The following is a 13,436-nucleotide window of genomic DNA, read 5'->3' as shown; positions in this document are numbered from 1 at the left end:
CTGCTTCGTTAACTATCTGCGCCGATCCGGTCAGCTTTCTGCCAAACGTTCCAGCAGTGCGTCTCCATTGCGGCTCACCCGAATATGGGCAAAATGTGCGTTCTGTTCTACAGTACGTCCGGTTCCCTCAGGGATGAAATAATTCTCAATACCGTACACAATACGAGAACCATACCACTGTCCATTTAGAATGACCTCATGACTGGCAAGTTTTTCGCCATCTTGATAGAGGCGGTCTGCGACGTATACTCCTTGGTTATCTGGTGTGAGAACGACTTTGACCTTGCCTCGGCTCCATTCTTCCTCCTGAAGAGGGGTCTTGGAAGGAGGGGTAGATATGTCGTAATTCAGTGCCACATAATCGCCTTGTAGCAGGGAGCGCGGGTCTATAGGAGCCAGTTTGAGCTTAATGGAAGCCCCTGTGGCGAGCAGGGTTTCGCTTCTCACCGTCTGATACCCGATGATCCCCAGCTGTAGCACGATGACAATGGCAATGAGTAACGGGCTTAAGCGCATAAAGCTAAAGCTGCGGTGATCGGCATCGAATGCTGCTTTGCCGCTATGGGCCATTCGCCGATCCGCCCACCAGGTAATTCCGAGCGCAATGATCCCCAGTAACGCCAGCGTAAAAGATTTATACAGTAGCGTCCACAATAAATCATAGTATTTGAAGCCGATAAAAATAAACCAGAAGACAACACTCATGATGGCCTCCGATTTTTGTTTCAGACGGGCAAAGGCAAAGACCATCCCGGTAACGATAACAAAATAAAAAATGTTAATGAACATATAAGAGTGTGGAACGACATCCTCGAAGAACGTCGCCCAAAACAGGAACAGCAAGCTGAAAAATAATGAGCTATTCCGCAGATGTTCTTTTAACTCCGTCTTGGATATAAAGTAACTTACCCCATATAACACGGCATTGACGATGAAAAGAGAGAAGATGATGAACTTGTAGGTCCAGTTCCAACCATCCCACTCCTGATACTGCTGAAATAAAATGGTCGCCAGATTCAGGTTTACAAAGGTGTAGGCAAAAAACAACTGCCTTTTCCCCTTGGAGCGAAACCATCCAGCGATGGAAACGATCAGAAATAATACCGAAAGCAGCGACTGATCTGACCATAGAATGGCCGCCAAGCCTGTAATATAGCTGATGGTCAGCAGGGTATAACGTATGACCGAATCCAGCTTGGATTCCGGTATGACAATCATCAAAATCATAAGTAGCAATGACACAACCAACAGTACATATTCGGTGTGGTTTACATTCGTGCTAATCATAATCAATCCGATGAGAGATATACTTCCGATCAGCACTCCAACCACTTTGATTACACGGGATACGGTTTTGCTGATCCATTCACTGCCACGTTCCTCGGGAACGGTTGTTTCCACATCGGTTTTTACGATATCCCCGTTTTCCCCATTGAATATCTCCCCTGTTTCCGGTGGTGTTTTCCCCAAACGATTCAAATAACGGAAAAACCACACGTTACCGGTCAGCAGCAGCGCCACAAAAATCAAACCAAAAACAAAAAACAGAGATGAGTAGTAAGCTTCTGTCAGCTCTATAAATTTAAAGACAGCAAAAGCGGAGAGCGCCAATGCATTCAAGGTCAGTAGTGTTTTATTCAGCCGTACCTTGATAAATATATAAAATCCTAAAGCAATCACAGCGATATACGGTATATTCATGACCAGGCCATAGCCATCAAATGCAAAAGAATTAGTCATCGCTAACATGGCTATATGAAAAACAGTAAAGCTCATATATTGTAGTGGAGCAGAGTGTATACGATGAAGGAACGTCAATAGAAACAACACCAGATTGACCAGTGCGAACACTCCGGCAATGGACAACGATTCCAGCTCGCTATAAGACGGGCTTTGCATCGTAGGGTAAAAATAAAACCACAAACCAAGATGAATCAGTACATACGACAGCATATAAAAAGGATTGTAGCGAGTGATCCAACTAAGTAGCAGAGCCGGTACCGACCAAATGAAAAACAATCCGTAGCTGTCCGCATGGGAATTGTAAATTTGACCGAGCAATGCCACAGAAACGCCAAAGGCTATACAGCCAGCCACCAAAAACATATTAGACAGAAAAGCTTGTTGGCCGGGAACAGCACGTATCCGTGCAAATACAAAAGACAAGCCATAGAACAGAACAATAAGCGCAGCAGCCAGTACAATCTTGACTGTCCGATCCAGTCCGCCCCAATTGGAGGCGAAAAAATAAATAATTGCGGCAAGTATCAGAGAGATGCCCAGCAGATAGCCCGTACGTATCGCATTGAATCGCAGCATGGATTTCACGTACCTTTCCTGTTGGTTTGATGCTTATTATAACGTTGAAAGGTCTCAGAACCAAGTACAAATTAGGATCAGGTCATAAAAAAAGAGAGCCACTGTATACGGCGGCTCTCTTGAACGTTACTGGATTCCAGCTAGGCATTGACGGTACGAATCTCTTGCCGGGACTGATGTCGGAAGCGATACTCACGCGGCGGAATCCCTGCTGTTTTCTTAAATGCTTTGGAAAAGGTGGACATATCGGTATAGCCGATGGACTGGGCTATGATCGACAAATTGTAAGTTGTCTGCTCCAGTAATCTTTTGGCTTCGTTAATCTTAAGGTTTTGCAAATACTTGGCGGGAGAGATGAGGAAGGTGGAATGGAACTTACGTGAAAAATGTGCACGATCCACACCTACATGCTCGGCAATTTGCTCAATCGTAACACGGTCACAATAATGCATTTCAATGTAATCTTTCCCCTGCTGGAGCCAATAATCAGAGCATACAAAGTTGCGCAGCACGTCAGATGTGTTGCGGGATAACTCCTCGAAGATCTGGTGCAGTGTAATCAAGCGGGCCAGATCGCTGCCCTGTCTGCTGTTGTCGTGCGCGATGGAAAACAGGTTGGAGATAAGTCCGAGGATTTGCTCGCTCACGGCGTTAGCCATAAATGGCGTAGAGGGATTAATTCCGATCCGCTCCAGCAGTTCGAGGGATTTGGGTCCCTCAAAGGCAATCCATACCTTTTGCAACGGGTGCTCCTGATCGGTGTAATATTCATGGGCAAGATGCGGAAAAAAACAGAATAAATCAGACTTTTGGACACGGTACTTCTGTTGCTTATAAATAAACTCAGCCTGACCTTCAAGTACAAAAATCAAATAAAAATAAGGAACAGCCTTGGGACCGACATGGCAGCTTGTTTTCGAAATATCCATACCCAGTCTGACAGGCCAAATGGCGCTGGACTTTTCCAATTCGGTAGCTGTGAAATAATGGTCTTCCACGATGTCGAAGTGATCTTCATTTTTTGCTCTTTTCATAACTTGTCACCTCTCCTTTGGTGGAGATAAGGGAATTTTGATTTTATTGTATATAAAGGAAAGCACAATTACAAGTTAATTCATTGGAATTAAGGGTTATATAATTAAAACTACGTATGCCAAAGGCCCCATGGCCGGTTTGAGACGAGCCATGGAGCCTTTTAAGTTCTGTATTATGAGAGGAGATTAGCCTATATTTATACGTTCAAGATTCCTTCTTTTGGAGTAACGTTGAAGGCTTTGGCCAGATCGGCCAATTCCTGATCTGTAATCCGCTGCCGAATATCATGGTGGGCAATGAGCATATAGATTTGTGCTGCTTTTTCAATCGTCTCAATGAGGCCAAACGCTTCATCAATGGAGCTGCCCGTTCCGAAAATGCCATGATGAGGCCATAATACAGCGTGATGATCCTTCATTTTTTTAGCCGTTTCGCGGCCGATTTCGCTGGAACCCGGTACCATCCAAGGGATTACACCGATACCGTCTGGAAAGACGACAATACATTCGGTACACATTTCCCACAGCGTTTTGGTGAATTGGTTTTCGTCCAGACTATGAATGAAGGTCATGGCAATAACATGGGTGGCATGATTATGAATCACAACGCGATGGTTAGGATCGACCTTCAAGCGCTCAATGTGGCTCATAAAATGAGAAGGCAACTCACTGGTAGGCACTGCGCCATGTTTGAGGCCCCACAAGACTTCCAACTGCTCGCCATCCTGGGAGACACGAAGGACCCCTAAGTTAGCTTCTGAATCTGCAATTACATTTTTAAAATATTTTCCTGATCCGGTGACGATAAAATATTTACCAGCCAGTTCATTTACCGGGAAAGCAGGTTTAATCGTCCGAATGACCTGATGAATATCTATATATTTTGCAACCTCAGCTTCATCCAGAATATAGCTTACATTACCTCCATTGCGTTCATCCCAGCCGAATTTCCACATGTTTTGTGTAATTTCCGCCATCTCGCGGACAAATGGGATATCCAGTCCCGATTTTCGTTCTTTTTGATTCCCCAGTACAGTAGTCATGGATAATCTCTCCCTTTGGATGATATGAATATAAGCATTATCAGTACAGTAGTTAACGTTTCAGCAGTACCTGTTGTTCATAGTCTTTTACTTCGGCCAGCCATTCCTCACGAACAGGAACGCCGTTTTGAGCGCAATAGTAATCCCATATGGCACCAAACGGATACGATTTGAACTCTTCGACTAGAGCAAGACGAGTGGTGAAGTCCCGTTCCTCTTCCGCCTGCTTTAATGCTTCAATCGGTTCGAGCATAGCGCGAAGCAGCGCTTTGATCGTGTTGCGTGTTCCGATGACCCATGCTGCCACATGGTTGATACTGCCATCAAAGAAATCAAGACCGATATGGGTGCGGGAAAGCAATTCACCGCGAACCAGCTCACGGGCAATGTCTAGCAATTCGTCGTCCATTGTCACGACATGATCACTGTCCCAGCGAACTGGTCTGCTGACATGGAGCAATAATTGGTCGGTGAACATCAGCACAGAGGACAGTTTGTTCGAAATGACTTCGGTTGGATGGAAATGACCAGCATCGAGACAGATAGATTTACCCCGTGTCAGGGCGTAACCCATATAGAATTCATGCGAGCCCACGACATAGCTTTCCGAGCCAATGCCAAACAGCTTGCTTTCAACCGCATCGATGTTGTATTCTTCGCTGATTTTCTCGCTAAAAATCTCGTCCAGCGCATCACGCAGACGTTCTCTTGGAGCCAACCGATCAACCGGAGTATCTTTATAGCCATCCGGCATCCAGTGGTTTGTAACACAAGGCTGACCGAGTTCTTTGCCAAAATGCTCTGCAATCCTGCGTGATTTTTTGCAGTGGGTGATCCAAAAATCACGGATTTCCGAATCCTTATGGCTCAGTGTGAAGCCGTCTTCCGCTTTGGGATGGGAGAACAGGGTTGGATTAAAATCAAGCCCAAGCCCTTGCTGTTTAGCCCAGTCTACCCAGTTCTGAAAATGGCGTGGCTCCAGTTGATCCAGATCCACTTGTTCTGTGGTGTCCGCATAGATCGCATGCAGATTAACCTTGTGTTTACCGGGGATGAGCGATAGAGCCTTTTCTAAATCCTGACGCAACTCATGCGGCGTGCCGGCTCTGCCCGGGTAGCTGCCCGTTACCGCAATGCCCCCACTCAGCTGTTTGTCTTTGAATAGAAATCCCTGAACATCATCTCCCTGCCAGCAGTGCAGTGATATTTTGATTTGTGAAAGCTTCCGTAAGATGTCGTCTACTTGAATACCATGGCGGGCATACAGCTTTTTCGCTTCGTTATAACTGGCTTCAATGGCTTCGTTCATGGCTTTACTCCTTTATTGAGATATGTGAATAGTGGACATCGCTTGTCTCTTAAGGTGCTCCCAGCGATCCAGAAGTTCTTGCATGCCTTCCACCGATTGCGGCTCATATAGCCGAGTCGGAAAGGAGCGGGTGATGGTTCGGCCAGCAGCTTTGAGATCCTCAAGAACTCCAGAGCTAATTAATTGCACGACAATATTGCCGATGGCCGTAGATTCGGAAGGACCTGCCTGAACTTCAATTCCCAAGAGATCGGCTGTTAGCTGACATAGTAATTCGTTGTTAGCACCTCCGCCGACAATGTGCAATCTGGTAATCGTTTCGTCTGTTAGACGTTGCAGTTCGTGTAAGGCATCACGGTAGCTTAAGGCCAGACTGTCGAAAATACAGCGGGCGAGTGAGCCCGGCGTCCTGGGGATGGGCTGGCCTGTTTCTCCACAGAATCGCTGGATTTCAACAGTCATACTATCCGGGTTTAAGAAGGATGATTGGTTACAGAGGACGAGACTGACAAACGGTGTCTCTGCTGAAGCCAGTTCGGCCAATTCGGCAAAGCTATGTGCACAGCCCCCTTCTCTTCTGACCTCCTGAATCATCCACAATCCCATAATATTTTTCAGAAAACGGTACGTACCGTAAGCGCCCCACTCATTAGTGTAGTTCGCCTGCATGGCTGCCTTGGTATTCAAGGCTTCGGATCGTTCCATTCCCAGTAGTGACCACGTTCCGCTGCTAATATAAGCCCAAGATTCTTCCCGCTGTGACGGAACACCTGCAACAGCCGATGCAGTATCGTGAGTAGGCGCAAGAATGATCTGACAGTCCGGAAGATCATATTTATGAACAAGCTCCGGCAAAAGAGAACCCAGAACCCGCCCAGGTTCTGCGAGCTCTGAAAACTGATTACGTCGCAGTTGGAGCAGGGACAGCAGGTCTTCATCAAACTCTCGGGTGTTCACGTTGAGAAGCTGCATCGTGGACGCATTCGTCATTTCATTGATCATGATGCCTGTCAGGCGATAGTACAGATAATCGGGGACCATCAATATTTTATCCGCCTGGGCAAGCTGTTCCCGGTCATGGACGAACAGCTGATACAGGGTATTAAAGTTTAGTTCCTGAATGCCTGTTTTCTCATACACAGCCTCTCGACTGATGAGCTGGTGCAGCCTGTCGGGTGCGTGGAGGGTACGTGCATCCCGGTAAGCGTATACCTCATGAATGCGGTTACCTTTCTGATCAAGCAGCACGTAATCTACAGCCCATGTATCAATGCCGAGCGTACAGGAATGAATCCCCTTCTGTTTAGCTTTTTGCAAGCCCTGAATAATCTCATTTAATAGTTCGTCGATATTCCAGTAATCGTGTCCGTCTTTTTCGGTAAAGGAGTTGTTGAAACGGTGAAGCTCTTGCAAGTGTAGTTGGTCACCTTGCAGAGTTGCACCTACGAGCCTACCGCTTGAAGCTCCAATATCAACAGCAAGATAATTATTCATATCCAATCTCCTTGCATGGATAAAATACGGGCAGCCTGAAAGTCTGCCTTTTGTTTTCTTAACTAACTCCATACTACTTCCGTTTTTCTTTACAGTCAACAGAAACGGAAGTGAAATTTGTGGATTTATTTTTGTTTTTTAAAACTATAATTAAAATTGAATGTTGTTTTGTATGTATTTTTGTTTTTTAACATCTGTTTTCTACTATATATATACCTTCAACAAAGGTCGATTTGATTTTACGATATTCCAATTGTGGAAGGTTCTCCAAATGCTGCTGTCTGTATGAAAAATAGTCTTGAAACCGCCCGCCAGAGGGTGTAGTATACAAGATATCAATTTCATATGACTCGTATAATATTGGGGATATGGCCCAAAAGTTTCTACCGGACGACCACTGTAATCGTCCGACTATGAGTGATAGCGCATCGGCTTCGGATGAATGCGGGCATTTATTTGTGCGCCAATCCGTCAGGGATTATAACCCCAAGGACAGGCTTCACTTGAGAAACAACTCAAGGGAGCCTGTCCTTTTTTGGTTTTGGCAGGTTTTACTGTTCAGGATTTTGCAAAATCCTCACTATTTTAAAGTACAGAAGGAGCGATACTCGCATAATGAAAGTTTTGGAGGAACGTATTCGTCAAGAAGGACAAATTTTATCTGACACCGTATTAAAGGTAGATTCATTTTTGAATCATCAGGTAGATACAGCATTAGCATTAGAGATTGGTAAGGAGTTTGCACGCCTGTTCGGCAGTGCTCCGATCACCAAGGTGCTTACCATTGAAGCTAGTGGTATTCAATTTGCAATGGCTACTGCTATTGCCTTGGGGGTCCCGTTCATTTATGCGAAGAAAAAGAAGGCCATCACGCTGAATGAGCAGGTATACTTCGCAGAGGTTCATTCGTTCACTCGGCAGGAAACCTATCAGGTGAGCATTTCTCAAAAATATCTCGATGCCAGCGACCATGTGCTGATCGTAGATGATTTTTTGGCTACTGGTGCAGCATTGGTCGGACTTACGGATATTGTGAAGGAAGCAGGCGCGGAGCTGGCCGGGGTTGGTTGCGTAATTGAAAAGAGCTTTCAGGAAGGCCGGGGACTATTGGAGCAAAGAGGCATTGCTGTGCGCTCTCTTGCGCGGATCGCTTCCATGGCACCGGGCGAGGTCCATTTTATAGAGGAAGCTGGCACGGTGATTCCTCCCGTTAAGGAGAATGTGGGATGTTAAGTAAACAAAAATTATTTGCACTGGGCTTTCAGCATGTCATGGCAATGTACGCTGGAGCGATTGCTGTTCCTCTGATTGTAGGGGGAGCATTGCACCTGACGCCAGCCCAGATGGCCTATCTGGTGGCTGCCGATCTGTTCACTTGTGGGATTGCTACGTTATTGCAGATTATGGGCACACGTTTTTTTGGTAGTAGACTGCCTGTCATTTTAGGCTGTACGTTTACGGCAGTAGGCCCCATTATCGCGATTGCTTCGACCTCGAATTTGGCGACAGCGTACGGTGCCATTATTTTGTCTGGTATATTCGTGGTGCTTGCGGCACCGCTGTATGGCAAGCTGCTACGCTTTTTCCCGACGGTCGTTACGGGTTCGGTCGTTACGATTATCGGTCTATCTCTTATTCCGGTGGCGATGAACAATGTAGCAGGGGGCCAGGGCAGTTCAGACTTTGGACAGCCACGTAATTTGCTGTTGGCGCTGGTTACTTTGCTGGTTATTTTGCTTGTGAATCGGTTGGCAAAAGGCTTTATGCGCTCGATTTCCGTGCTCATCGGTCTGTTTGCAGGCACGGTGGTTGCTTATGCGATGGGAATGGTGCATTTTGCTCCCGTGGCCGATGCGTCATGGGTGAGTGTTGCGCAGCCGTTTTATTTTGGTAAGCCAGAGTTTAGCATTATGGCGGTATGTACAATGATTATTGTCAATATTGTCAGCATGGTCGAGTCTACGGGCGTTTATCTGGCAGTAGGCAAAGCGATTGATCAGAAGGTGGAGCAAAAGCAGATCGTCAATGGACTTCGTTCGGAAGGACTTGCGATTATGCTTGGGGGTATTTTTAACGCGTTTCCTTATACAGCTTTTTCGCAAAATGTTGGCCTGATCTCACTCACACGCGTCAAATCGCGGAACGTTATTTTTGCTGCGGGCGGTATCATGGTTGTTCTCGGTTTGCTGCCTAAGCTGGCTGCCTTAACGACAGTGATTCCTAACGCTGTGCTAGGCGGGGCGATGATCGTCATGTTCGGCTCGGTTGCTGCATCAGGCATGTCTATTTTGTCAGAAGTGGATCTGCGGAAGGAAAGCAATCTGCTGATCGCAGCATGCAGTATTGCTGTGGGCCTAGGCTCTGCCGTTCTGCCACAAATGTTCGACCAGCTGCCGAGCTTTGCCAAAATGCTGCTGCAAAATGGTATCGTTTCGGGCTCGATTACAGCGATTGTCTTGAACATCGTTTTGACGAGAAAACAAGGGGAATCGGTCAAAAGCGTGACGGTTCAGGAGGTTCCACAGAAGGTTTGATGATTAGAAATAAATAAAGATAGCCGGAGAGAGGACGTATGCCTCTTTTCCGGCTGTTTGGCATGGGGTTATCCAGATAGTATATCCCCTTGCTGTCTGGGGATATATAGATAAACTGCGGAATGAAATGGGTAGCTCTAATTTGGTGCGTTTTCCAGTTTACTTACTAGAAGAATTTGCTAGAGCAGCGGGCGATATCATGGTATAATTTACCTTATGGATTTTGAATAGTGGTGGATGTTTTCGGACCACGGTGCAGCTTCCCGAAAGGGGGTGAAGCCGATGGTCAACCTTGTGTCGTGCTACGATGTGTTGCGTTGGATGGTTACGTTACTAAGCCTGGCGTTTAGTATTCGTAAACTTTATCGCTGGCTACGTCGAAAATTTCGGAACAAGCGAAAACCCACCGCGTAATTAGGTTGGCCCCTAACGGTGGGTTTCGTTTGCATTGACATTTAGTTATGCAGCGCGCCGTGGTGGTGATCCACAGCCTTTCAAGTCCTAAGAGTCTTTGCCGTTGGCGCGGCGAAGACTCTTTTTAGTATACGGACACGGTGGTTTACTCTATACCTAATTTTAACACTTCAATTGCGTGCACGCAATTGGAGGTTATGTCTTGTTTCTACCTTATCGTTCAAATTTAAATTATTGTGCAGCCTTTATTGACAAGCCTGTGACAACAAAATAAGATCGTAATGAAAAGAAATAAAGGAAGAAAACAGGTGTGAGCCGGACAACTCTATGTATGGGGTTTCGTAGAGACGATGTACATAGTTGTTGAGCATGTTCACTTAAAAGGGAAGTTCGGTTGATTCCGACACGGGCCCGCCACTGTATACAGGCATCAGCAGGATACTGCTGGAGCTTTCAGAACAGCCACTGGAATTGTGAAGAACCGGGAAGGCCTGAAAGATACGCCTGGAGTCAGGAGACCTGCCTGTTTTGACATCACTGTCAGACCCACGGGATGCTGGGGAGGTGGTTAGGCGTGCTGCATACGGAATGTCTGAAACCGATCTGATCCCTTCTATGTTTTTGGAGTTGGCTTCGAGGTGAGTTCTGACATTTTATATTGAAGGCATTTCTGACTGCTAATTAAGTGGTCTGGAATGCTTTTTTCGCGTTTTGCGTTAGTTTTATGCGGTTTTACAAGATAGAGGGGGATTCATCGAATGATTAGCAATCGTAGCAGGCGTTCATGGTTGATATGTACAGGGGTGATGCTGCTGGCAGTTATGGCTCTTTCGGGATGTGCCAGCAATAGGACGTCGGATAGCTCCGGCAAGGGTGAAAACGCGTCAGCACAACAAACAGCGACAGATAAAAAGCTGGTAATGGCGTATACATGGAAACCGTCAGGCGTTGACCCGCATGGAGATAATAGCTGGGATGTGATGCGATCCGGTGCAGGTGAGACACTGGTACGTTTGAATGAAAAGCTGGAGCCTGTCGCTTGGCTGGCAAAGGAGTGGAAGCAGGATAGCCCTACAGTTTGGACGTTCAGCTTGCAGGATAAAGTCACTTTTCATAATGGAAAAGGTATGGATGCAGCAAGTGTAAAAGCGTCTTTGTTACGCTCTATTGAGAAAAGCCATCTGGCGAAGGATTTACTGAATGTGAAGTCCATTGATGTAAGCGGCCCGCTGGCCTTGAAGATCACGACAAACCAGCCGAATGCGGCGTTGGTGTCTAATCTAGCTGATCCATCGACGATTGTACTGGATGTGGCATCGATGAAAGATGAACAGAGTTACCCAGCGATGACAGGCGCCTTTAAAATCAAAGCGTTCAACAAGGACCAATCGTTGGTCGTAGAGCGTTATGACGGATACTGGGGCGAGAAGGCACGATTGGCTGAAGCGACGATGAAGTTCATTACGGACGGGAATTCGCGCCTGATGGCACTGCAATCCGGTGAGGTGGACGTAGCGACGGATATTCCGGTTGATAACGCAGAGGTACTGAAAAAGAACGACAGGCTACAAGTGCTGTCGGCTCCGTCCTTGCGCACCCATATGATCGTGTACAATATGGAATCGCCAGTATTCAAGGATGCGGCGAACCGTAAGGTGGTGGACAGCCTGATTCCACGCGCATCGATTGTGAGCGCCGTCATGAGGGGCTTCGGTACGGAGGCAAGCAGCCCGTTCCCGAGCATTCTTCCCTTCGGTAAAGTTGAGCGTAAAGCGCTGGACGGAACGGCAGAGCAACTGTTGACGAAGGATGGCTGGCAGAAGGACGCCCAAGGGACATGGACTAAGCAAGGCAAGCCGTTCGAGGTTACGCTGCTGACTTTCCCTCAGCGTCCGGAGCTCTCTGTGATGTCTGAGGTCATCCAAAGCCAATTGCTGAAAGAGGGAATCCAGGTCAAGATTCGCAAGGTGGAAAATATTGACGAGGCGTTGACCAAAAACGATTGGGATTTTGCTATGTACAGTATGCTTACTGCTCATACAGGAGAGCCGCAATATTTTATGGACATGTTTTATTCTTCGAAAAGCGAAGCCAATGTAAGCCGTTATAGTTCCAAACCGCTAGAGAGTATTCTTAACAGCTTGAAGCTGGCGAAGGATACAGCGCAGCGTAATGCTGTGACACTACAAGCGCTGGATATCATCAATACGGATTTGCCACAGTCGTTCATTGTGCATCCTGATAATGTGTTTGGCGTGAAAAAAGGGGTGGAGGGTTTTACACCCCATCCGATCGAGTATTACTACATTACAGCGCAATCCGATATTGCGGAATAACGAGCTGCGTATCCTATGATTCGTTTTATACTGGAACGTGTGGCGCAGCTGCTCATTATTGTATTCGTTGTATCCACGCTGACTTTTGTACTGATGCGGCTGGCCCCTGGAGACCCTGCTACCATTTTGCTCACCGCGCATAATATCCCTGCCTCTGAGGAGGCGTTGACGACGCTACGAAAGGAACTGGGCTTAAACGAACCGCTTCATATTCAATATGTGAACTGGCTGCGGGATGTGTTCACAGGGCATTGGGGCACTTCGTATGTATCCAAGGAGTCGGTGCTAGCCGAACTGTGGAACAGACTTCCTGCTACTGTGGAGCTAGCTGCTGCGGGCTTCGCCGTCATGACGGTGCTTACGCTGGGGCTGGGGCTGGCTGCCTCGCTAAAAATCAGCGGCCCACTGGATCGTCTGGGCAGGCTGTTCGCCCTGCTGGGATCGTCGATCCCCTCTTTTTGGTTTGGTTTTCTGTTGATCTATCTATTCTCCGTTCGCTTGGGCTGGCTCCCATCCATGGGAAGGGAGGGCTGGACACATCTAGTGCTCCCAGCGCTGACTCTTGGCGCAGGTTTGGGAGCTGTGCAAGCACGCGTACTGCGCGCTCAAATGCTGGAGCTGGGTGACCGGAATTTTGTGAAAGCAGCGAAGGCTCGAGGCTTTTCACGTTTGCATATCCTGTTTTTTGAGATATTTAGGCATGCGGTTCTGCCTATAATTACACTGCTAGGTACCAATCTATCATTTATGCTGGCAGGTAATGTGATTGTAGAGACCATTTTTTCATGGCCGGGGTTGGGCAAGTATTTTATAGATGCGATTACACAGCGAGATTATCCGGTGATTCAGGGGTATGTTATTTTTGCCGTATTTTTAATTGTAGGAGTTCAGTGTTTGGTGGATGTGGTCCAGACGGCGATAGATCCGAGGCTGCGTTTGCGTTAAGGAGGAAG

General features: G+C 47.0%; 9 protein-coding genes and 2 riboswitches. Of the genes, 4 read left to right on the top strand and 5 right to left on the bottom strand.

Annotated features, from left to right (window positions below):
- Positions 1 to 30: 30 nt before the first annotated feature.
- The 5 genes from MKX46_RS14675 to rhaB all read right to left on the bottom strand — a co-directional run bounded on the left by MKX46_RS14675 (position 31) and on the right by rhaB (position 7,199).
- Complete coding sequence (locus tag MKX46_RS14675) at positions 31 to 2,319, bottom strand: GDYXXLXY domain-containing protein (RefSeq protein ID WP_341071909.1); 2,289 nt, start codon at positions 2,317 to 2,319, stop codon at positions 31 to 33.
- A 140-nt stretch (positions 2,320 to 2,459) separates the two neighbouring features.
- Positions 2,460 to 3,353, bottom strand: a complete 894-nt coding sequence (locus tag MKX46_RS14670; protein WP_340933697.1) for an AraC family transcriptional regulator — start codon at positions 3,351 to 3,353, stop codon at positions 2,460 to 2,462.
- 197 nt (positions 3,354 to 3,550) lie between these two features.
- Positions 3,551 to 4,396, bottom strand: a complete 846-nt coding sequence (gene rhaD, locus MKX46_RS14665) for a rhamnulose-1-phosphate aldolase (RefSeq protein WP_340933695.1) — start codon at positions 4,394 to 4,396, stop codon at positions 3,551 to 3,553.
- A 52-nt stretch (positions 4,397 to 4,448) separates the two neighbouring features.
- The gene (gene rhaA, locus MKX46_RS14660) at positions 4,449 to 5,705 is read right to left on the bottom strand and encodes an L-rhamnose isomerase (RefSeq protein ID WP_318627754.1); all 1,257 of its coding nucleotides are present in this window, start codon (positions 5,703 to 5,705) and stop codon (positions 4,449 to 4,451) included.
- A gap of 12 nt (positions 5,706 to 5,717) precedes the next feature.
- On the bottom strand, positions 5,718 to 7,199 hold the full coding sequence (gene rhaB, locus MKX46_RS14655) for a rhamnulokinase (RefSeq protein ID WP_318627753.1): 1,482 nt from the start codon (positions 7,197 to 7,199) through the stop codon (positions 5,718 to 5,720).
- Between the two features lie 330 nt (positions 7,200 to 7,529).
- A riboswitch (purine riboswitch) is annotated at positions 7,530 to 7,633 on the top strand.
- A gap of 181 nt (positions 7,634 to 7,814) precedes the next feature.
- Here rhaB and MKX46_RS14650 point away from each other — a divergent pair.
- From MKX46_RS14650 to nikB, 4 genes are all read left to right on the top strand, one after another.
- A complete protein-coding gene (locus tag MKX46_RS14650) occupies positions 7,815 to 8,432 on the top strand; it encodes a xanthine phosphoribosyltransferase (RefSeq protein WP_318627752.1) in 618 nt (205 codons plus the stop codon).
- Positions 8,426 to 9,733: a nucleobase:cation symporter-2 family protein gene (locus tag MKX46_RS14645; protein ID WP_341071401.1), complete on the top strand. Its 1,308-nt coding sequence runs from the start codon at positions 8,426 to 8,428 to the stop codon at positions 9,731 to 9,733. Before MKX46_RS14650 ends, MKX46_RS14645 begins: the two co-directional genes overlap by 7 nt.
- A 757-nt stretch (positions 9,734 to 10,490) precedes the next feature.
- Positions 10,491 to 10,688, top strand: a riboswitch (cobalamin riboswitch).
- A gap of 217 nt (positions 10,689 to 10,905) precedes the next feature.
- The gene (locus MKX46_RS14640) at positions 10,906 to 12,483 is read left to right on the top strand and encodes an ABC transporter substrate-binding protein (protein WP_341071400.1); all 1,578 of its coding nucleotides are present in this window, start codon (positions 10,906 to 10,908) and stop codon (positions 12,481 to 12,483) included.
- A gap of 15 nt (positions 12,484 to 12,498) precedes the next feature.
- Positions 12,499 to 13,428: a nickel ABC transporter permease gene (gene nikB / locus MKX46_RS14635; protein WP_209947567.1), complete on the top strand. Its 930-nt coding sequence runs from the start codon at positions 12,499 to 12,501 to the stop codon at positions 13,426 to 13,428.
- The last annotated feature ends 8 nt before the right edge of the window (positions 13,429 to 13,436 follow it).

The sequence above is a fragment of the Paenibacillus sp. FSL P4-0113 genome, from assembly GCF_038009305.1.
GTDB classification, from domain to species: Bacteria; Bacillota; Bacilli; order Paenibacillales; family Paenibacillaceae; genus Paenibacillus; species Paenibacillus polymyxa_D.
Note: the sequence above shows the minus strand (reverse complement) of the source record. Positions and strands in the feature narration are given on the sequence as shown.